Annotated in this window: 19 protein-coding genes; 8 read left to right on the top strand and 11 right to left on the bottom strand. The window is 64.1% G+C overall.

Annotated elements, in window-relative coordinates; genetic code table 11:
• Window positions 1-147: 147 nt before the first annotated feature.
• The 3 genes from GD606_RS01945 to GD606_RS01955 all read left to right on the top strand — a co-directional run bounded on the left by GD606_RS01945 (window position 148) and on the right by GD606_RS01955 (window position 2,750).
• Window positions 148-1,302, top strand: coding sequence for a pilus assembly protein TadG-related protein (locus GD606_RS01945; RefSeq protein WP_163302683.1), 1,155 nt, complete (start codon window positions 148-150; stop codon window positions 1,300-1,302).
• Between the two features lie 89 nt (window positions 1,303-1,391).
• Entirely contained in the window at window positions 1,392-1,610 is a 219-nt protein-coding gene (locus tag GD606_RS01950) for a transcriptional regulator (RefSeq protein ID WP_163302684.1), read from the top strand.
• A 63-nt stretch (window positions 1,611-1,673) separates the two neighbouring features.
• Window positions 1,674-2,750, top strand: coding sequence for an Lcl C-terminal domain-containing protein (locus GD606_RS01955; protein WP_163302685.1), 1,077 nt, complete (start codon window positions 1,674-1,676; stop codon window positions 2,748-2,750).
• Here the strand turns inward: GD606_RS01955 and GD606_RS01960 are convergent.
• Window positions 2,704-4,656, bottom strand: coding sequence for a methyl-accepting chemotaxis protein (locus GD606_RS01960; protein ID WP_163302686.1), 1,953 nt, complete (start codon window positions 4,654-4,656; stop codon window positions 2,704-2,706). The two genes, GD606_RS01955 and GD606_RS01960, sit on opposite strands and share 47 nt — an antisense overlap.
• A gap of 392 nt (window positions 4,657-5,048) precedes the next feature.
• Here GD606_RS01960 and GD606_RS01965 point away from each other — a divergent pair, with 392 nt between their 5' ends.
• Together GD606_RS01965 and GD606_RS01970 are read left to right on the top strand one after the other, a co-directional pair.
• A complete protein-coding gene (locus tag GD606_RS01965; RefSeq protein WP_246298932.1) occupies window positions 5,049-7,022 on the top strand; it encodes an ATP-binding protein in 1,974 nt (657 codons plus the stop codon).
• The gene (locus GD606_RS01970; RefSeq protein WP_163303212.1) at window positions 7,019-8,392 is read left to right on the top strand and encodes a sigma-54-dependent transcriptional regulator; all 1,374 of its coding nucleotides are present in this window, start codon (window positions 7,019-7,021) and stop codon (window positions 8,390-8,392) included. The genes GD606_RS01965 and GD606_RS01970 overlap by 4 nt, the downstream gene beginning before the upstream one ends.
• A gap of 217 nt (window positions 8,393-8,609) precedes the next feature.
• Here GD606_RS01970 and feoB (GD606_RS01975) read toward each other — a convergent pair whose 3' ends face one another.
• From feoB (GD606_RS01975) to GD606_RS02015, 9 genes are all read right to left on the bottom strand, one after another.
• Window positions 8,610-10,808, bottom strand: coding sequence for a ferrous iron transport protein B (gene feoB, locus GD606_RS01975; RefSeq protein ID WP_163303211.1), 2,199 nt, complete (start codon window positions 10,806-10,808; stop codon window positions 8,610-8,612).
• Window position 10,809: 1 nt separating this feature from the next.
• Window positions 10,810-11,049, bottom strand: coding sequence for a FeoA family protein (locus GD606_RS01980; RefSeq protein WP_163303210.1), 240 nt, complete (start codon window positions 11,047-11,049; stop codon window positions 10,810-10,812).
• A 222-nt stretch (window positions 11,050-11,271) separates the two neighbouring features.
• Entirely contained in the window at window positions 11,272-13,461 is a 2,190-nt protein-coding gene (gene feoB / locus GD606_RS01985) for a ferrous iron transport protein B (RefSeq protein WP_163303209.1), read from the bottom strand.
• Window positions 13,462-13,464: 3 nt separating this feature from the next.
• Entirely contained in the window at window positions 13,465-13,695 is a 231-nt protein-coding gene (locus tag GD606_RS01990) for a FeoA family protein (RefSeq protein WP_163303208.1), read from the bottom strand.
• A gap of 348 nt (window positions 13,696-14,043) precedes the next feature.
• Complete coding sequence (locus GD606_RS01995) at window positions 14,044-15,081, bottom strand: GGDEF domain-containing protein (RefSeq protein ID WP_163303207.1); 1,038 nt, start codon at window positions 15,079-15,081, stop codon at window positions 14,044-14,046.
• 83 nt (window positions 15,082-15,164) lie between these two features.
• Complete coding sequence (locus GD606_RS02000; protein WP_176629184.1) at window positions 15,165-15,941, bottom strand: HD-GYP domain-containing protein; 777 nt, start codon at window positions 15,939-15,941, stop codon at window positions 15,165-15,167.
• A gap of 230 nt (window positions 15,942-16,171) precedes the next feature.
• Window positions 16,172-16,348: a hypothetical protein gene (locus GD606_RS02005; protein ID WP_163303206.1), complete on the bottom strand. Its 177-nt coding sequence runs from the start codon at window positions 16,346-16,348 to the stop codon at window positions 16,172-16,174.
• A 46-nt stretch (window positions 16,349-16,394) separates the two neighbouring features.
• Window positions 16,395-16,709, bottom strand: coding sequence for a tetratricopeptide repeat protein (locus GD606_RS02010; protein ID WP_163303205.1), 315 nt, complete (start codon window positions 16,707-16,709; stop codon window positions 16,395-16,397).
• A gap of 124 nt (window positions 16,710-16,833) precedes the next feature.
• Complete coding sequence (locus tag GD606_RS02015) at window positions 16,834-17,109, bottom strand: DUF2325 domain-containing protein (RefSeq protein WP_163303204.1); 276 nt, start codon at window positions 17,107-17,109, stop codon at window positions 16,834-16,836.
• Between the two features lie 407 nt (window positions 17,110-17,516).
• On the opposite strand from GD606_RS02015, the gene GD606_RS02020 reads away from it, so the two are divergent.
• The 3 genes from GD606_RS02020 to GD606_RS02030 all read left to right on the top strand — a co-directional run bounded on the left by GD606_RS02020 (window position 17,517) and on the right by GD606_RS02030 (window position 19,540).
• Complete coding sequence (locus tag GD606_RS02020) at window positions 17,517-18,134, top strand: TetR/AcrR family transcriptional regulator (protein WP_163303203.1); 618 nt, start codon at window positions 17,517-17,519, stop codon at window positions 18,132-18,134.
• A 25-nt stretch (window positions 18,135-18,159) separates the two neighbouring features.
• Window positions 18,160-19,188 carry a class I SAM-dependent methyltransferase gene (locus GD606_RS02025; protein WP_163303202.1) on the top strand — a complete coding sequence of 343 codons (1,029 nt, stop codon included), beginning with the start codon at window positions 18,160-18,162 and terminating at the stop codon, window positions 19,186-19,188.
• Window positions 19,189-19,345: 157 nt separating this feature from the next.
• A complete protein-coding gene (locus GD606_RS02030) occupies window positions 19,346-19,540 on the top strand; it encodes a hypothetical protein (RefSeq protein WP_163303201.1) in 195 nt (64 codons plus the stop codon).
• Window positions 19,541-19,874: 334 nt separating this feature from the next.
• Here GD606_RS02030 and GD606_RS02035 read toward each other — a convergent pair whose 3' ends face one another.
• Window positions 19,875-21,113 carry a NupC/NupG family nucleoside CNT transporter gene (locus GD606_RS02035; protein ID WP_163303200.1) on the bottom strand — a complete coding sequence of 413 codons (1,239 nt, stop codon included), beginning with the start codon at window positions 21,111-21,113 and terminating at the stop codon, window positions 19,875-19,877.
• Window positions 21,114-21,182 lie beyond the last annotated feature (69 nt).

The raw sequence follows: 21,182 nt of genomic DNA on the forward strand, positions 1-21,182 counted from the left end.
CCGTCTGTGCAAGTCATTGGCTTTTCCGATATAAAATCCTCCCATATCAGGGTTTTCCCCTAGTCCCCCCGGGTAAGCTCCAATCGACATCCCCGGCGTCGATGCTATCTTGCCTGTATGGGAAAGGCCGCAGGACATTTGTACACCGTGCCGTGCCGTCGGCTGGAGGCTGGGAGCGCCAGCCTCATGGTGGCCTTGTCCCTGGTCCTTCTGGCCGGGTTTTCCGCCCTGGCCGTGGATTATACCTATCTCCACCACCGCAAGGCCGCTTTGCAACGGGCTGCGGAAGCCGGGGCCCTGATGGGGGCGGCAATGCTTGTCAGAGGCGGCCAAAATATCGACGCCGCGCGCGACGCAACGGTGCAGGCCGCCCAGAAGGCGTTACGCCGGGAGGATTTTCCCGATCTGGCCGTGCGGGATTCGGATGTGGCGTTTTTGTGGGACGTTGCCCAGGATACGGCCGGGCCGGATCAAATCCAGGTGACCACCGGGCGCACGGAAGCCCGGGGCAATCCGGTGAACCTTTTTTTGGGGGGCCTTTTGGGACAGAGCTCTGCCGACGTCAGCGCCTCGGCCAGGGCGGAGGTGTTTTGTTCCGACGCCTCGGGAGATCTTGCCCTTCTGGTTCTCCCAGCCGGATTCACCTGGGATGACGCCTGCGAACCGGATGCGCGATTTCGCGGGAATGGGGTATTCGATACGCAAAGCGGGTGTGAGGCGGCCTCGATCCGGGTTTCAGGGTACGGCGAACAGGATGTGGGCAGGCGGTTGGTTCTTTCACCCGGACGGTTTGGCGAGATGTCCCCGGGAGGGATGTTTCCCGTCGCCCGGAAGGCGCTCGGCGCATCGGGCGCGTCTCTCGCTTCGCAGGCTAGGATCGGGGAAGGCTATTTCGTAACGGTGGGGGAGTGGGTAGCTGTAGACGAAGAGCCGAACGCCACGGGGTCTCTTTTCGACCAGGCCCGACTGCGGCTTGCGGCGGATCCCGAGGCGTACTGGGACGAGGCCTGCCGGGCCGTCCAGGGGGGGCGCCATCAGATCCAGGAAGAGAGTCCCAGGATCGTCAGGATGTCTTTTTTCGACCCCTCGCAACCTCCTGCGCCCGGACGCCCGGAAGTGCGCATTTGCCAGCTTGGGGCGGTGTTCATCGAAGAACTGTTTGAGAACGGAGGGGTCGCCGTGCGGCTGACGCGGGCCATGGCCGTCGCGCCGCAAAGGGACGCATCTGCCTGCGACCCGCGCGGCGTCGGCCTGTACGGGGTCAGGCTTGCGCCCGGGGGCCTGGACGGCGTCGACGATTGATGCGTGCGGCAACGGGACAATACGCATGGCAGAAGGCCGCGGTGGGATTAAGATTTACGGAAACAACGGTGTTGCCGAAGGAGACAATCATGAACTTGAATCTTGATTTGACCGCTGTGGACCGGGAACGGGCATTGCGCACCTGGCTGGTGTTCCATGGCATGGACCTTTTCGAAATCGCCGCGAAACTGCGCGTGGCGCATTCCACGGTCAGCCGCCTCATCAAGCGGGATCGGGCCTCCATGCGTCGCGTGGAGCAGCTCCATAATCTGGGGATTCCCCGGGAGCTTCTGCCCGTGCCCAAATAGATTCGGCCAGGGCTCCCCGGGCGGGGATTTGCTCCGCCCGGGGCAGTGGGATATGCGTTGATCATGAACGTGTCTTCCCCGGCCGCTGTGCCGCCTGGACAGATGTCCCCGCCGTTGCCCACGGGCATGGCGGAATGCCGCGATCTTGCCGGACAGGCCATGCCCTGCCCGGGACCCGGGCAGGACGGGGACGGCCGGGAGCCGGGACGGGAAAACCGGGGCCGCTTTGTGGTCACTCCGGACGATACGGTGCGGGATAGGCTGACCGGCCTGCTCTGGCATCCGGCTGCCGACGCCCTGGGCTACCCGGTCTCGTTTTCGGAGGCGCTTTCCGCCGTGGTCGGCTTGAATGCGGCGGCGGCCCACGGCAGGCGCGACTGGCGGATGCCCAACCGCCGGGAGCTGCGCAGCATTTTATGCCACGGCGCCAAAAATCCCGCCCTGTGGCCCGGACATCCCTTCCGCAACGTCTTTTTCGGCCGTTATTGGACCTCCACGTCCTTTGCCGGTTCTCCGGCTCACGCTTGGTATGTCCATTTGGAAGGCGCTCGGGTCTTTTATGAGCGCAAGGACCGCTATTGCCTGCTGTGGCCCGTGTGCGGCGACAGCCATGGTCTGGCCGCCACCGGACAGACGGCCTGCTTCGACACGGCCGGGGAGGTGATCCCCTGCGCCGGGAGCGGCCAGGACGGCGAGACGCGGCACGGGCTGGCCTGGCCCACTCCCCGGTTTGTCCCCGGGGAGGGGGGGGAAGGGGCCGACGTGGTGTTCGACCGGCTGACGGGGCTCTCCTGGCTGTCGCGACCCATCGGGGCTGGGGAGGCGGAAGAACCTCCCGAGCCCTGCGACTGGGGCCGGGCCCTGGCCGACGTGGCCGCATTCGCCGTCCGGGACGGGCGTCCCTGGCGGTTGCCGGACATCAACGAGTTGGAATCTTTGACCGACCTGTCCCGGGCCTTTCCGGCCCTGCCCGGCGGGCATCCCTTCCGCAACCTCGGGGATGGGTTCTGGTCCGCAACCACCAGCTTCTACGATCCCGCCTGGGCCTATGTCCTGTATCTGGGCAAGGGGGCGGTGGGCGTGGGGTTCAAGGTCAACCGCGATTTTTTGGCCTGGCCGGTGCTGCGCCCGAAAGCATGAGCCGCGAATCGGTTCCGTCGAGGCGGAAAAAGGCCACGGTGGATTGCAGATTCATGGCCTGGCTGGACAACTCCTCGGAGGTGGAGGCCATTTCTTCCGAGGCCGAGGCGTTTTGCTGCACCACCTGATCCAACTGCCGCACGGCCTTGTTGATCTGCTCCGCCCCGGCATCCTGCTCCCGTCCTGCGGCGGCGATCTCCTGGATGAGCCCGGCCGTACGCTCGATGTCGGGCACGATGCGCGACAAAAGCTCTCCGGCCTTTTCGGCGATGGCCACGCTTGATCCGGACAACTCGCCGATCTCCCCGGCCGCCGCGCCGCTGCGCTCGGCCAGTTTGCGCACCTCGGCAGCCACCACGGCGAACCCCTTGCCGTGTTCCCCGGCCCGGGCGGCCTCAATGGCGGCATTGAGGGCCAACAGGTTCGTCTGCCTGGCGATTTCTTCGATGATGCCAATTTTTTGGGCGATCTCTTTCATGGCCGAAACCGTGGCCGCCACGGCTTCACCGCCTTCCCGGGCGCCCGCAGCCGCGGTCATGGCCATCTTCTCCGTGCGCAGGGCGGTTTCGGAATTCTGCCGGATGGCGGAAGCCATCTGCTCCATGGACGAGGACACCTCTTCCACCGAGGCGGCCTGTTCCGAGGCCCCGTGGGAGATGTCCTGGGCCGCGCTGGAAAGCTCTTCACTGCCCGAGGCCGTGTTCTCCGCACCCGTGAGCACCTCGCGCACGGTCTCCCGCAACCGGGTGATCATGTCCCGCAGGGCGTCGGCCAACTGGCCGATCTCGTCTTTTTGCCGGATGTCCGGCTCCGTGGTCAGGTCGCCCCGGGAAATGTTTTGGGCCACGCGCACGGCCTGGAGGATGGGCCGGGTGATGGCCCGGGCCAAAAGCACCCCAAGCGCTAGGGCCAGGACAGCCCCCAGGGCCATGCCGGTTATGGAGACGGCCCGGGCTGAGGTTGCGGCCTCGTTGGCCTGGATCTCGGCCTGTCTGCTGTCCGTGGTGTTGCTCTCCAAGAGCTGCCCCAGAAGCTCCAGGGTTTGGCGCTGCTTCTCCAGCAGGGCGACCATGACCTCTTGGGAGACGACCTGGTACTGCTTCTCGGAGACATCGACCTCCTGGGACAGCTTTTGAAAAATTTCAAAGGTCTTGCCCACCGGGGCCATGGCCTCGTCCTGGTAAAAGCGCAGGATGTCCTGGCGGGAGACGCCTGAGGCCGCCATGTCCTTGATCCGTTTGATGGCGGCGTGGAACTGGTTGTGGAAGGGAATGATCTCCCGCAGCGCGCCCTGGATGGCGGGATTTTTGATGGACGAAGCCCCTCCCGCCAGCCAGCGGCCGAAGTTGCAGGCCGTGGGGTCCGTGCCGCCGTCGAAGGATTTGTCTATCAGAAGCAGTTCGTTAAGGGAGTTGAGGAGCCGGTAGTGGTCGGCCCGAAACAGCTCCATCTTGCGCCGCAGTTCCGTGGGATCGAGAATGCCCGTGGCGTCCAGGCGGCGGGAGGCGGACATGGCCGCTTCATTGATGGCCAGCCACTGGGTCCATGTCTCGCCGAAGCGTCTCCACAGGGCGTCTTCGGAGGGGGTTCTGGCCTTCTTGTCAAAGACCGCGAAGGCGCTTCGGGCCTGGGCCAGGGTGCGGTCCATATTGGCGTACTGCCGGTCCCGGGTCTGTTGGTCCAGGTTTTGGATGAGCAGGGTGCGCTGGGCCACGCGCAGGGATTCGGCCGCCTGGTTGATCCCTTGCAGGGCCTCGCGGGCCGGGGCGTTTTCGTCGGTGATGGCCCGCAGACGGCCGGTCACGTCGCCAAGGCCGCGCAGCCCCATGATGCCCACCAGGATGGTCAGAAGCGAAACCAGGACGAAGGCCCCGACCAGTTTCGTTCCGAGCGCCAGATTTTTCATGTCGCTTCCTCCCCATGTCGTGATGCCCGTACTATTCCCACTTTTTCCATGTGTAATTGAAATGTGGCGTTTTGGCAAAGAAAGGAAGCAATTTTCACGGTTTTGCGAATGGTTTGCGTATTTGGGCCTTTCCGGATCGCGTCCTTCCCGTTCGCGGGACGGGAGTTCCCCACGAACATCTTGAAAGCCCTGTTTTTCGTGGATGCAGGGCGTTGTTTCAGATGACGCAGCATGGTCGCGACCGGCTCGTGATCTTCGAGGCGGCGACAGTCTCGGGAGCTTTCATGCTTCCTGCAAACACCTGGAAGGTGCTTCAGCGTGGAGCCCGTATCGTTCCCCCGAGTGTCCTTTTTCTTTACAGGCTCCGGGATAATATTGTATATTAACTTTCCATGTGTATGAAAAACGAGCAGCAGCACCGACGATTCCTCTGGCAGCCCTTTCGAAAAAACAGTCCCTTCTGGATTTATGCCTCGCCCTGGGCCGTGCTCGGCGCAGCGGCGGTGCTGGCCGCCGTGGTGGTGGTCATGGCCGTGCTCAACGTCAACCGGGAAAAGGAATACGTCACCCGCATCCTGCGCGAAAAGGGGGCGGCCATCATCCGGGCCCTTGAGGCCGGAACCCGTACCGGCATGATGGGGGGGCTTGGGCGGGGGCCGGGCCTGCAACGGCTTTTGGTGGAGACCGCCGGGCAGGGGGATATCTTTTATATCGTCATCACCGACCGTTCGGGAAAGATTCTGGCCCATGACGACCGGTCCCTGGTGGGCAGCCAGTTTTTGCCGCCAGAGGAACTGGCCCTTTTGGCCCCGACTGGCGAGGAAAAATGGCGCGTGGTGCGGGAGGAGGGGACCGGGAGGCGTTCCTTTCTGGTCTACCGGGAGTTTCTGCCGCGCGGCGGGCCGGAAAGGCGGCGCGGCCAGGGGCGTTTCCCCGGTCCCCGGGATCTGTTCCCGGCCCCGCCGGACCTGTCCGACGGCCCGCTCCCCGGGGTCCGGGGCGTCCCCCCCGGCCGTCCCGGGATGGAGTGCCCGGCGCAACCCGCCCCCTCCCCCCAAACCGAGTCGGACTTTTTGTGCGCTGAGGACTGCGACGGGCAGGGCGCCCAAAAAAGCCTGCGGGATGCGGAGATGATCGTGTTCGTGGGCATGGACATCGGTCCTTTCGAGCAGGCCCGGTCCATGGATTTCCAGGGCACCCTGGTCACCTCGGCCACCCTTTTGGCGCTTGGGTTCGCGGCCGTGGTGTCGCTTTTCTGGGCCCAGAGCCACCGGGTGTCCAAGCGGCTTTTACGCGACACCCGGGCCTTCGCCTCGGAGGTGGTGGGCACCATGCCCGCCGGACTGGCCGTGGTCGATCCGGAGGGCATGCTGGCCATGGTCAACGCCTCCTTTGAGGCCCTTTTGGGGCGCAAGTCCGCCGATGTCGTGGGGCGGCCCGCCGCCCAGGTCTTGCCCCCGGGACTGCTCGAACTGGGGACGGGCCCGGAGGCGGTCCTGTCCGGCGAGGCCTCCGGCCACAAGGAGAGCGAGGGGGAGTTTGATTTCGGCGGAGACGGTCCCGTGCCGCTGGGGGTGAGCGTGACCCGTATCGTGGCCGAGGACGGCGGGCTGGTGGGCACGCTCTATCTGGTTCGGGACTTGCGCGAGGTGCGGGCGCTCCAGGAGGAGGTCCGGCGGCGCGAGAAGCTGGCCGCCATGGGCAACCTGGCCGCCGGGGTGGCCCATGAGATCAGGAACCCCTTAAGCTCCATCCGGGGCTACGCCTCCTATTTCGGCAGTAAGTTCGCCCCGGACAGCGAGGACCGTAAGGCCGCCCAGGTCATGGTCCGGGAGGTGGACCGCTTAAACCGGGTCATCTCCGAGCTCATCGACTATTCCCGGCCCTCGGAACTGGCCCGCCGTCCCGTGTCCCTGGGCGAGGCCGTGGAGCACTGCCTGCGCCTGATCCGCCCCGACGCCGAGGCGTCTTCCGTGCGCGTGGCCACCCATGGCCTGGATGCCGCGCCAACGGCCCTGCTCGATCCGGATCGCTTTTCCCAGGCGCTTTTAAACGTCTTGCTCAACGCCGTGCAGGCCATGCCCTCGGGCGGGACGCTGTCCGTGACCGTTGGGGTCTCCGACGACGGCCGGGGCTTTGTGGAGACCGCCGACGAGGGAGTGGGCATCGACCCGGCGGACATGGGCAAGATATTCAACCCCTATTATACCACCAAGGCCACGGGGACCGGGCTGGGACTGGCCGTGGCGCTCAAGCTCGTCGAGGCCCATGGCGGCGAGATGCGGGCCGCGCCCCGGCCGGGCGGCGGCACGGTGATCGCCATGTATCTGCCCCTGGCCCGCGACAATGATGAGGAGAAGCCATGAAGCCCAGTATTTTGGTGGTGGACGACGATCCCGGACATCTGTCCATGCTGACCACAGTGCTTTCGGGCTGGGATTTCCGGGTGGAGGGGGCCTCAAGCGGCCAGAAGGCCCTGGCGGCCATCCGCGAAAAACCCCGGGATCTCGTCCTGACCGACGTGCGCATGGCCGGGATGGACGGCATTGAGGTGCTGCGCGCGGTCAAGGAATACAACCCGGCCATGCCGGTTTTGATCATGACCGCCTATTCCTCGGTGGAGACGGCGGTTACGGCGCTTAAAAACGGGGCCTACGACTATTTGATCAAGCCCCTGGACATGGATGTGCTGCGCCTGACCATGGACCGGGCCCTGGACCATCTGCGGCTGCGAACCGAGAACCGGGCGCTCAAGGAGCGGCTGGCCGAGGGCTTTCGAAGCGATGAGATCATCGGCCAAAGCCCGGCCATGAAAGAGCTTTTGGACATGGCGGCCCTGGCCGCGCCTACCGAGGCCACGGTCCTGGTCACCGGGGAGTCGGGCACGGGCAAGGAGCTGGTGGCCCGGGCCATCCACGCCAACAGCCCGCGCAAAAACGGGCCGCTGATCACGGTCAATTGCGCCGCCCTGGCCGAGACCCTGCTGGAATCCGAACTGTTCGGCCACGAAAAGGGGGCCTTCACCGGGGCCGACCGGCGGCGCGAGGGCCGGTTCATGGCCGCCGACAAGGGCACCATCTTTTTGGACGAGATCGGCGAGATATCCCCGGCCACCCAGGCCAAGCTGTTGCGGGTCATCCAGGAACGCGAGATCGAGCGCTTGGGCGGGGATCGGCCCATCGGCGTGGACGTGCGCATCCTGGCGGCCACCAACCGGGATCTCAAGGCCGAGGTGGAGGCCGGGCGGTTCCGGGAGGATCTGTACTATCGCCTCAATGTCCTGGTGCTGGCCGTGCCCCCCCTGCGGGAACGCCGGGAGGACATTCCGCTTCTGGCGGCGCATTTCCTGGACCGGTTCGCCAAAAAAAACCGCAAATCCGTCAAGGGATTCTCCCCCGGGGCCAGGGAGGCCCTTTTGCACCACCCGTGGCCGGGCAACGTGCGGGAGCTGGAAAACGCCGTGGAGCGCGGGGTCATTTTGGCGGTCGGCGACTACCTGACCGAGCGCGAACTGCCGCCCGGGGTGGCCGCCGCCGTGCCGGACATGCCGCCGGGGGGAGGGCGCATCGCACATGACCCGGCCGATCTGGCCGGACAGCCGCTGGAAGACATCGAACAGCGGGCCATCCTGGCCACGCTGAAAGAAACCGGCGGCAATAAGAGCGAGGCCGCCCGTGTCTTGGGCATCACCCGGGCCACGCTGCACAAAAAACTCAAGAAGTACGGGGAAGAATAATCTTCCTTCGCCATATCACGAAAAGGCCGGAAGGGACTTGTCTCTTCCGGCCTTTTTATATTTGGGGATTCCAAAGGGGGCTCGCCCCCTTTGGCCGCCGGAGGCATCTCCCCCCGGCCCAATGCACGGATACACCGCCGCAGCCACGGCAAAGCCCAGGCCCGTATTGAAACATCTGGAAATTGAAAAATAGTATATATTTTCAATAGATACTATTTTAAAGTCTGGACGCGATCTGATACGCCGCCGCAGCCACGGCGAAGCCCAGGCCCGTATTGAACACCATGGCGAAGGCGGCCCAGCCCCAGGACGCCTCCCGGGCCATGGCCACCACCGTCACGAAGCACGGCGCGTACAGGATGGTGAAGATGATCAGCGCCAGGGCCGAGGCTTTGGACATGGCCGGATCGGCGGCCAGCTTCTCGGACAGCGGCGTGGCCTCCCCGGGGTCCACCTCGCCCAGGGCGTAGGAGGTGCCCAGGGTGGAGACGATGACCTCCTTGGCCGCGATGCCGCCCAGAAGTGCGATGTTCACCCGCCAGTCGAACCCGGCCAGCCGGGTGACGTCCTCCAGGGCGGTGCCCAGGCGTCCGGCCAGGGAGTTTCGCAGGGCGGCCTCGGCCTTTTTGTTGTCGATGTCGGCCAGACGCGCCTCCAGGTCGGCCAGGGCCGCGCCGTCCAGTCCCGGGGCCGCCGTGGTTTCGGCGGCTTCCAGGGCGGCGGCGAGCGTCCGGCGGCTGGTCGCATAGCCGTCGGCCACGTCCTGGGGAAGCTGGGGATAGGTCATGGCCGCCCAGAGAAGGACGGAGATGGCCAGGATCGTGGTCCCGGCCTTTTTGACGTACTGCCAGGCCCGCTCCCAGGTATGCAGGAGCACCCCGCGCAGGGTGGGGATGCGATACGGCGGCAGTTCCATCAAAAACGGCGTGGCCTGGCCCCGGATCACGGTGGAGCGCAACAGCCTCGCCACCAACAGGGCCGCGCCCCAGGAGGCCAGGGTGATCCAGAACATGGCCGTGCCCGCGCCCTGGGGGAAAAAGGCCCCCACGAGCAGCACGAAGACCGGTATCTTGGCCCCGCAGGCCATAAACGGCGCAGTCAGGATGGTGGCCAGGCGCTCCTTGGGACTGCGCAACGTGCGCGCGGCCATGACCCCGGGCACGGCGCAGCCGCCCGGGATGCCGCCGGAGATGATGAAGGGCATCACCGAGCCGCCGTGCAGCCCGAAGATCCGGAACACCCGGTCCAGCATGTAGGCCATGCGGGCCATGTAGCCCAGGTCTTCCAGATAGGACAAAAGAAAGAACATGATGACGATCAGCGGCACGAACCCGAGCACCCCGCCCACGCCGCCGATGATCCCCGAGACCACCAGCGACTGGATCTGCCCCGGGGGGATGACGGCGGCGGCCAGCCCCGACAGCCAGGAAAAGAAATCCTCGAACCAGCCCATGGGATATTCGCCGATGAAAAAGACCATCTCAAACATGCCGTAGAGCACGCCGAGCATTAAAAGCGGCCCCAGGAAGCGATCCGTGACCACCCGGTCCACCTTGTCGGAATAGACGATGCGTTCCCGGCTGGCGTCTTTTTTGAGCACGCCCTGCTTGAGAAGCGAGGCGATGAACCCGTAACGGTAGTCGGAGATGAGCGCCTCGGGATAGGAATTCATGGTGGCCGCGAGGTGTCCGGCCAGGCGTTCGACGATGGCCGCCAGACGGTCGTAGGCGGCTCCGGACTGGCGGCAGATGCCCGCCACCTCATGGTCGCCCTCAAGGAGTTTGAGGGCCACCCACCGGGCAGGCAGACGGCCGTCGAGAAAGCGCGCATCCTCGATGATGCCGGTCATTTCCGCCAGCGCCGCGTCCACGTCCGGGCCGTAGGACAAGATCAGCGGTTCCCAGGGACGGCGGTTGCCCCTGGCGAAGTCCAGGGCCGCGTCCAGAAGCCGCTCCTTGCCCTCGCCGATCCTGGCCACGGTCTCCACCACCGGCGAGCGCAGAAGCCTGGACAAAAGCCCGGTGTCGATCTGCATACCCCGTTTCTTGACCTCGTCCATCATGTTCAGGGCCAGAACCACGGGCACGCCCAGCTCCAGGAACTGCACGGTCAGATACAGGCTGCGTTCCAGGGCCCCGGCATCGAGGATGTTCACCACCATCTCCGGACGTTCGTCCACCAGGAAGTTGCGCGCGGCAAGCTCCTCGGCGGAATAGGCGGTCAGGGAATAGGTGCCGGGCAGATCCACCACATGGACGGTCACGCCGTTATGCGTCAGGCGGCCTTCCTTTTTCTGTACGGTGACGCCGGGATAGTTGCCCACATGCTGCCTGGAGCCGGTCAGGGCGTTGAACATGGTGGTCTTGCCGGAGTTGGGGTTTCCGGCCAGGGCGATGGTCAGGGTGTTCCCGGTCATGTCAATCCTGCCTGATCACGAGGATGTGGTCGGCCTCGCTGTTGCGCAAGGTCAGGGTGAAGTCCCGCAGCCGCAGGGCCACCGGATCGTAAAGCGGGGCCCGGCCTATGACCTGGACTGTCGTTCCGGGGACGATCCCCATGTCCCGTATGCGGCGGCCAAGTTCCCCGGCGGCGGCCACGGAATGGATGACCGCCTGGGTGTTGACCGGAAGCTGACGCAAGCAAATCGGTTCGGACATTGTTGCTCCCTTGTCAGGCGAAGTCCGTCCTGGATGTTCCGGGTTCGTCTTGTGCAGGATGCGAACCCGGGTTCGCTCAAGGGCGATATCCCATTGCGGGGCGGAAGGAAAGAACCGCCGGATGCGGAGGGCGGGACCACGCCGGTTCCGGGAAGGAAAAAGGCCCGGCCAGTCCTTTCGGATCGGCCGGGCCTTCTTGGATTGTTGTTTTAAAACATATGGTTACACGAATAGCTTGGTGGTGTGGAAGACCACGACCGCCATCACGAAGGCGAAGGCCATGGAGCCGCCCACGGAAAAAAGCGCCCACTTCCAGTTGGATTCCTTGGCGATGCACACCACCGTGACCATGCACGGGGTATACAGCAGCATGAAGACGAAGACGCTTAAGATCGCCGGAAGCGTCCAGGCCGGATCGGCGGCCAGCCGGTCGCTTAAGGACGTGGCGTCTTCAGGGTCGACCTCGCCCATGGAATAGGCCGTGGCCATGGTGGAGACGAAGACCTCCTTGGCCGCAAACGCCCCGATGAGCGCGATGTTGGCCTGCCAGGGAAATCCGGCCAGATCCGTGACGGGTTTGAGGAAACTGCCCACGCTGCCGCCCACGGAATACTGTAGGGCCGCCTCGTTTTGTTCGTCGGTGATGGGGGTCTGGGCGTCGGAGACGAGCTTGTCCAGATCCTCGCCCGTGGCCTGGGGATTGGCCGTCTTGACCTGCTCCTCGGCGATAGAGCGGCGGGCGTCGAAGCTGGCTACCGTGTCCTCGGGCAGTTCCGGAAAGGTCATGACCGCCCACATGACGATGGACACGGCCAGGATCACGGTTCCGGCCTTTTTTACGTACTGCCAGACCCGCTCCAGGGTATGCACGGCCACGCCGCGCAGGGTGGGCAGGCGGTAGGGGGGAATCTCCATGACGAACGGGGTGCTTTCGCCCTTGACCACGGTCCAGCGCAAAAGCCGCGATACGAGCAGCACGAAGGCCCAGGCCGCAATGACCACGGCGAACATGGCCCCGGTGGGGCTTTGCGGGAAAAACGCGGCCACGAGCATGAGGTAGGCCGTGGTCTTGGCCCCGCAGACCATGAACGGGGCGGTGAGGATGGTGGCCAGGCGTTCGCGGGGGCTGCGCAGGGTGCGGGCGCACATGACGCCTGGCACGGCGCAGCCGCCGGGGATGCCGCCGGACATGATCAGCGGCATGACCGACATGCCGTGCAGGCCGAAGATACGCATGACCTTGTCCATCATGTAGGCCACACGCGCCATGTAGCCCAGGTCTTCCAGGAACACGAGCATGGCGAACATGATGAGGATCAGCGGGGTGAATCCGATGACCGCGCCCACGCCGCCGATGATGCCGTTCACTATCAGGGACTGGACGTAGCCTTCGGGGATGTAGGTGGTCCCGAGGTCGGAGAGGGCTGTGAAGCCGTCCTCGATCCAGCCCTGTGGGTAGGCCCCCAGGGTGAAGGTGATGTAGAACATGGCCCACAGCATCCCGGCCATGATCAGCGGCCCGAGGAGCTTGTGGGTGACCACGCGGTCGATGTTGTCGGACATGTTGCGCCGCAGCTCGTCGCCACCCGTGACCACGCCCTGTTTGAGCAGACCGTTGATGAAGCCGTAGCGCCAGTCGGCGATGATGGCGTCGGGGGTGGTGTTGCTGTTTAAGCGGGTGGTTTTTTCCGCCTCGGCGCAGACGGCCTCCAACTCGGCGGACAGGGGGCCGGCGGCCCGGCCGGCCTCAATGACCAGTTCGTCGCCCTCGAGGTATTTGATGGCCACCCAGCGCGGGTCGTGTCGGCCGGTCATGAACCCCTCTTCCTCAATGCGCTTGGCCATCCGCTCCAGGATCGGGTCCAGGTCCGGGCCGTAGGACAGGCGGATGGGCTTCCACAGGCCCTTGGTGTCCTTGGCCAGCTGCACCACCTCGGCCATGAGCTCCTCGCGGCCCTGCCCAAGCCTGGCCGTGCAGGCCACCACCGGGACGTTTAAAAGCTGGGAGAGCTTTTTGGTGTCGATGGCCACGCCGTTGCGCTTGACCTCGTCCATCATGTTCAGGCCAAGGACCAGGGGGGCGCCGATCTCCATGAACTGCACCGCCAGATACAGGCTGCGCTCCAGGGCCGTAGCGTCCACCATGTTGATGACCACGTCGGGATGTTCGTCCACGATGACGTTTCTGGCCACCACTTCTTCCATGGAATAGGAGGTCAGGGAATAGGTGCCGGGGAGATCCACCAGTTTTATTTCATAGCCGTTTTTCCGGTAGGTTCCCTCCAGACGGTCCACGGTGATGCCGGGATAGTTCCCGACCCTGGCCGAACCGCCGGTGATGGCGTTGAACATGGTGGATTTGCCGCAATTGGGCTGGCCGGACATGGCCGCGCGGATATGGGCCTGTGACATGGACTATTTGGCCTCCACGGTAATGAAATCGGCTTCGCTGTTGCGAAGCGAGAGGGTGAAGCCCTTCATGCGCAAGGCCACCGGATCCTGGAGGGGGGCCCTCCCGACCACCATCAGGTCCGTGCCCGGAACCAGGCCCATGTCCCGGATGCGGCGTCCCATCTCGCCGCTGGCCGTGACCTGGCGGATCTGGCCGCATTGGTTGACGGACATTTTTCTCATCGACATGACCATGGTGCGCCTCCTTGCAACAGAGAGATTGCGGGGTTGAATGAAGCCTGACTGCCGAAGCCTGCATGGGCCGCTGTCCTTCGCGTCAACACGGAAACGAACCGTGGAGGTCAGGGGGGCTGTGCGTCTGGCGCCGATCCGAAGGGCCTGCGGTGGTGTCGTGGTGCGGGGATGTCGGAACACGGCAACAGTCTTTTGTCGGACGGGACGGTTTGGGCGCGCCGTCCGGGCACGCGAGGTTATGCTTGACATTGAAAATGAGAACCGATTCCTTGTGACGATTGATTAGAGACTTTGATTCTCATTGTCAACGATTAATCTGGCGACAGATTGAGAACGGCAAAAGAGGCGTTACTCCAGGGTAACCCGGTCGCCGCCGATTTTTTTTACGGCGTACACTACCTTGTCGCTTCGGGCGACAAGGTCGCGCAGTTCTTCATCCGCGTCGGGGCAGGGCCCTGTGGGCGGCCGATAGGCTGCGCCGCCGATGCTCACCGTGCAACCGTACTGTTGCGATGCGGCGAAACGGGTGCGGATGCGCTCCCCGACTACGCGCGCGGCCTCGGTGTCGCGCGTGGGCAACAGGATGCCGAATTCGTCCCCGCCGAGCCGGTAGCACCCATCCACCTGTTCCCGGACGGATTCGCGAATGATGGTCCCAAGCAGGGTCAGAACCATGTCTCCGGTCTGGTGGCCATGCACGTCATTGACCTGCTTGAACTTGTCGCAGTCGATGAGCATGAGGTGGAAGGGGTGGCCGGTATGGCGGGCGCGGCAGGCCAGTTCGCGGATGCGGGTCTCGAACTGGCGGCGGTTGCCGAGTCCTGTGAGGGGATCGCGGTTGGAGAGTTCCTCGAACATTTTTTTGGTGGTGTCGGTCTTTTCCAACTCCACCCGAAGCCGGGTCTCCCGGGAGCCGATCAGATGGGTCATCCAGTCCAGGTTGCGCTTGAGGCGCAGGATGTCGTGCTCCTCCTCATCTTCCATGGGAAGGTCGAATCGAACCGCGTAGTTGCCGCGCTTGACCTCCATGCAAAAGGCGTTGATCTCGCGGATGTCTTTAATGACCAAAAAGCGGCTGAGGAATCCGGCCAGCGGACTGAGCAGGGCCAGGGCGGCCGCCAGATAGGCCGCCAGATACAGGGCCGTGTCCCGCGATGCATGGGATTCCACCAGGTATAAAATGACCGCGGTGGGGACAATCATCACGCAAAACAGGACCACGGCCATTTTTGCTTTGACGCTCACTTTTTCCACCATCCTGCCGACGGCGTCCCAGCCGTCAAGGAGAATCTTGGGGATAAACCGTTTCACGCAGACCCTGGTCCGGGAATTGGCATCCTTCAGTGTTTGCTGCGTTTCGTCGTTCGTGGTTTCCATGGGGTTCATGGAGAGCGCTCCTTCCCGGGCGGCTGCGGCCGAATGCGTTCGCGACGGGGATGCCCCGTGCATTGGGGCCTTGGGTTCGGTGGTCATTTCTGGGCATCCTGGCTGGCGGCGCCCGGCCTTGCTTCACAGGGGGACGGATGGCCAGAAAGGCGCGCCTCCGGGCCTGGGAAACAGGGTTGCCGGTCGCTTCTGAAGTGGGCTTCGAGGCTGTCGGCGATGTCCGAAAAGGCGTCCACCACCAGGGGATCGAACTGGGTTTCCCGACAGCGCAGGATTTCGTCGCGGGCTTGGTCGAAGGGGATGGACTCCCGGTAGGGCCGCCGCTGCAACATGGCGGAGAGGCTGTCGGCCACGGCGATGATGCGCGCCCCGAGGGGGATGGCCTGGCCGCACAGGCCGTCGGGATAGCCGCGACCATCGTACCGCTCGTGGTGGGAGAGAATCATGCCCGTGACCCCGGTTTCATTCATCCGGGCGATGGGCGATACGATGCGCGCCCCCACCACGGGATGGGCGCGGATCATGGCCCATTCCTCCCGGGTCAGGGACGTGGGCTTGGTCAGAACCATGTCCGGGACGCCGATCTTTCCCATGTCGTGCAGATGGCCGGCCACATGCACGACCTCGGCCATCTCCCGGGAAAGGCCCATGGCCAGGGCCAGGCGTCGGGAAACCCGGGCCACATCTTCGGAATGGGACCAGGTGCAGGGATCCTTGGCGTCGATGGCCCAACCAAGGGATTCGGCGAGTTGGTGAACCATATGAGGCAGACACAGGGCGGATTCCGATACACGCGAGGCGAAGTCGCACAGCTTCGTTCGACGGTCGAGGTCCGGCCCGTCCGTATTGTCCAGGTACATAAGCCCTCCCGGAGTACGTCGGGGGAAAAGAGGTGATGCGCCGTCATGGGGGAAAAACGGCGCGCCATGTTGCACGGTCATTGAGATTCCTTTCGCCGACGCGCCGCATGATTGCGATGCTGCCTGGTGATTTCACAGCACGCTATCCCCGGCGCTTACGGAAGCGGCGACAATCAGGGGGATGACCGCCTCCGTTGCGGTTCCCGGCGGCATCCGTGGCAGTGTCCGGATCAGGACTGGTCCATGGCGGCTCCTTCGTGGGGCGTTCGGACAGGATGGGGCAGGGGGGCGGCGCAGGATGCGGGAACCTCGGGGGTCTCGCTCCTGACCGGGGCGCTCCGGCGGAAAGCCCGTTCGATAAAGGGCCGCAGGGAACCCAGAGACGAGATGGAAGCGGTGGATACCATGGGTGGCATGCTCCTGGTTTATTCCCGGAGGGCCGGGAGAAAAACATCACATTTCCGCGGCGTTGTGCAGATTCTTCAGGTTGGCCGTGACGTCGGAATACAGGGGGGCGTCGTCCCCGGCCTTTTTCTCGATGAGCGACAGGGCCAGTTTGAAATGGATCTCCGCCTGGGACGGATTGCCCAGATCCCGAAAGACCAGGCCTATGATGTTGCGGATGTCCGCCTCCTGCAGCGGGGCGCCGATCAGTCTGGCCCGATCCGCCGCCATCCCCAGGTAATACAGGGCGTCTTCGTAACGACCCTTGTTGAAGGCCTCCTTCCCGTTTTGCTTGAGAAGGATGATGCGATCAGCCGTACCCATACGCATCTCTCCGGTTTCAAGGACGTTTTGCTCAGTCGGCCATTCCCCGGCACGCTAAGCCGTCCTGCGTTACGAACGCCCACGGGGAATCATTGGACTTCGTTATTTCATCTCAAGGCCGCGTTTATTCGGCGCGCAGACAATCCCGCAGGGAGGAGACGCCGCAGGAGTGCAGCATACGCAGGGGGATGTTGCGGGATTTGGCGGCCTTGGCCGCTTCGCGCCGGGCTTCGTGGGACACCTTGTTGGTAAAGACGATGACCAGGTCGGATTCGCCGATCTGGGCCGCGATGCCGCGTTCCTTGCCGGTGAAGCATTTGAGCGTCACGCCGCCCTCTTTTGCGGCCTCGATATAATCGCGCTTGAGCCGGTCCATTCCGCCGATAAGCGATGCGCACATGGTTGCCTCCCTCGATGTTGCGATTTCCTGTGATTTCGTTGGTCCCTGCTTAATTGAAAGCGATTATCATTGTCAACTAAATTTTTGCATTTTCTTTTCCTGTGAGGCACCGGCTTGAAGCCACTGCTCAGACCGTTCCGGTGCGCCCGGCAGGTGTCGGCGGATGTGGCATCTGGGATTCCCTCTTGTCGGACGCACGGCGGTCTGATTGGTGCGGCAGCGTGTGAACACGGCAGAATCAGATGAAAAGAGCGCGCTGTGTCGCCGCGTATTTCGCGGTCTTTTATGGGGCTTTTGCCAACGTTCTCCTTGACGGCCGGGAACATTCTCGTTTAGTCAACTCATAAATTGAGTGAGCTCATTTAATGATTTTACTCGACTCAATGGTCTAACTCGTGAGGGAGTCCATGGACAGAAAATCCACGCGCAGGGAGCAGGCCTCTGCGGAAACGCGCAGGCTCATTTTGGCGGCCGCCAAGGAACTGTATCTGGAGAAAGGCTATCGGCAGGCGCCGTCCCGGGAATTGGCGCGGCGGGCCGGGGTGGCCGAGGGCACGGTGTTCGCCCATTTTCCGGACAAGGCCAGCCTGCTGGCTGCGGCGTTACATGAGGATCTCGAGCAGACCGTCGGCCGCGCCGTGGCCAGCCTGCCGCCACGGGATGCCCCCTGCCGGGACAGGCTGCTGCATCTGGCCGGGGCATTGTATGCCTATTATGCCGAAAATCCCGAGCTCTCGCGCGCCCTGGTCAAGGAGTCGCTCTTTCTTGGCGGTGACTGGGGAGAGCGGGTCCGGGATGCTGTCCTGGGGTTTGTGTCCCTCGTGAGCGCCATTGTGGAGGAGGCCAAGGCTCAGGGAGAATACGCCCCGGACGTGGACGCCGCCTTGGCCGGGAAGGCCTTTTTCGCCGCCTATTATCTGGAGCTTGTGGGCGGTCTGAGCGGGCCGGGGTTTGATCCGGCTCAGGTCCGAAACGATCTGGAGGCCCAGATTCGTATGTGGGAGCGGGGACTTGTCAACGGTTGAACGCGCAACAGGAGAGGGAAAGCCAATGCTGTCGCTACGCGGAATGTGGAATTTTCTCAAAAGTGGTCAGATCGGGTTGGTGAGACGGCTTGAACGGACGAGCGCGGAACTGTATCGGGTGTGTTTTCTGGCCCGCGCCGGTGAACTCGGGCTTTTACAGAAGCTTGGAACGGACGGTGCGGCTTTGGGCGAGACGGGGCTGGCCTTGGGAATCGGCGCCGACCGGTATCCAGCCCTGGAAGCGCTGCTCGACCTTGGCGTCACCCTGAAAGAGCTTGATCTGAAAAACGGCCGCTACAGGCTCAAAGGCTTTCTGGCCAAGGCGCTGGCCAAGGATGCGAACGACTCCTGGCGGGCCATGGCCTCGGAGATATCCGGGCTGCATGTCGCCTGTGTGGCGGTTGCGCCCGGCGGGGAATCCGATGCCCGAAGACTGGCCGAGATGACAGCGGCCTTTTCTTCGGTCATCGCCCGGTCGTCGCGGACCTTGGAGCCGGTGTTGACGGCCGTCACCCGGAAACTCGTGCCCGCAAACGGCCCTTTCCGGTTGTTGGAGGTGGGCTGCGGCTCCGGTGTCTACGTGCGCGAGGCCCTGCGCCGCAATCCCGAGGCAACGGTCGTGGCTGTGGAACGCGTTCCCGAAGTCGCTGAAAATGCGGCGGCGTCCATCCGCCAGGAGGGTTTTGCGGCCAGATGCCGGATGGTCAATGACGATGTTCGCGAACTGTCTTTTGGCCGGGAGTTCGACCTGATCACGTTGCACAACAACATCTACTACTTTTTGGAAGATGAGCGGCCCGAACTGCTGTCCCGACTGCGGTCCTGGCTGAAACCGGGGGGCAGGCTGGCGGTGACCACGGTATGCCGGGGCGGCGGCGGTCCCGTCTCCCGGGTGCTTATGCTGTGGTCGACGGTCACGGCCGATGCGGGGAGCCTGCCCTCTCCGGACGGCTTTGCGAACGTACTGACCCAGGCGGGTTTTTCCGGGGCCAGGACGCAGTCTCTTTTTCCCGGCGAGGCGTATACGCTTTTCACCGGGGAAAATCCGGCCTGAGGGAACGCGCCTCCCGATCAATATCGTCGCCTGAACGTCTTGGCAGGTATGGTGGGAGGTGGCGCAATGCAGCGGCAGGCCAGAACCCATGTGTCCGGGATGAGACAGGGACACAGGACGGTTTTTTCCCTAAAGCCGAAAGAGGATCGGGGGCGACATGAACACGGACACGCTCGGTTTTTGCGACCTGGGATGCCGGTACGCCTCCTGGCCGAAAAAGGACGGCATGGACGGTTCGGGCAGTTGCCGAACCTTTGCGGCCCTGTACTGTTCCCTCAAGGATCGTCCGGTGCACAAGAACATGCCCTGCCGGGACCGGCAGGAGCGCGACCCGGAGAAGGATTCCCGTTGAACAGGACCGTGCGGCCGATGCCGACGCGGGGCGGGAGGGCTGGAGGAGCGGGAAAAGGTGGGCGTCGTGGGGAAGCCTGGGCAAGGGACGTCCGAGCAGGGACGTCCCTTCCGCAGGGGAACCGGAGCCAGGCGGATGGCATCGGTGCGGTTGCCCAGGTAATGTTGTCGTTGTTTGATATGTTAGAAAAAGCATAACGAGATGCGAAGGTCCGGTCAAGGGCTTTTGAAAACGAAAAAAGGCCGGACGTCCAGGGCGGAGCGCGGCCTTTTTGTTGGATGCGCAGCAGGGGAGGCGCAGCGGCGGCCTGCGGCGGGCCGCACCCGCCAGAATGTTAGAGAAAGATGCCCACCACCGCCCCGGTCATGAGCGTGGCCAGGGTGCCCGACACAAGCGACCGCATGCCCAGGGCCACGATCTCCCCCCGGCGGGACGGGGCCATGGCCCCCATGCCGCCCACCAGGATGCCCAGGCTGCCGAAATTGGCGAAGCCGCACATGGCGTAGGTCATGATCAGCCGGGAGCGTTCGGACAGCGCGTCGGCGGGAAGCCGCGACATCTCCAGGTAGGCCAAAAGTTCGTTTAAGGCGGTCTTGACGCCCATAAGCATTCCGGCCGTTTCCGACTCGGCCCAGGGCACGCCGATGACCCACACCAGGGGCCGGAACACGAAGCCGAAGAGGCGCGGCAGGGTCAGCGGCGCGCCCATGACATCGGGCAGAAGCCCCAGGGCCTGATCCGCCAGGGAGACCATGGCCACCAGCACGATGAGCGTGCCCGTAACGTTGATCAGAAGCCCCATGCCGTCCGAGGCCCCCCGGGTGATGGCGTCCATGGGCCCGGCGGCCGGGTTGGGCGGAACGATCTCGCCGTCGGTGATTTTTCCGGTCTCGGGGATCATGACCATGGACACCAGGATGGCCGCCGGGGCGCTGATGATCGAGGCCACCAGGATATGCCCCAGGGCGTCGGGAATGACGTTTTGCAAAAAGGTGGCGTAGAGCACCATGACCGTCCCGGCGATGGTGGCCATGCCTGCGGTCATGACTGCGAACAGTTCGCTGCGGGTCATGTTCGCCAGATAGGGGCGGATGAACAGCGGGGCCTCCACCATGCCCACGAAGATGTTGGCGGCCACGCTCACCCCAAGCGCTCCGCCGATGCCCATGGTCTTTTGCAGCGCCTTGGACAGCACTTTGACCAGGACCGGGAGCACCCGCCAGTAAAAAAGGAGCGACGACAGGGCGCTGACCACCAGGATCAGCGGCAGGGCCTTGCAGGCCATGACGAAGGTGCTGCCCATGCCGGTCTCGGCAAAGGGCAGGGGGGCGCCGCCAAGGAAGCCGAAGACGAAGGTGGTTCCGGCCGTAGTGGCCGTGTCCAGGGCCATGACCAGCCGGTTCAGGCTCAGGAAGGCGTCCTTGATGACCGCAATCTTGAGGAATAAAAAGCCCACCGCAAGCTGCAGGACAATGCCCACCACGATGGTCCAAAGCCGCACAGCCCGCCGGTTTTCGCTCACAAGCCAGGCGATGAGCACCAATACAAGGAGTCCCGTCGCGCTTTGGACCATGGATGTCCCCGGACGTCCGGCTGGGTGGCCAGGGCAGGGGCGGCCGGTGCGCTTCTCGCCTGGTGTGGA

Source organism: Desulfolutivibrio sulfodismutans DSM 3696, assembly GCF_013376455.1.
Taxonomy (GTDB): domain Bacteria; phylum Desulfobacterota; class Desulfovibrionia; order Desulfovibrionales; family Desulfovibrionaceae; genus Desulfolutivibrio; species Desulfolutivibrio sulfodismutans.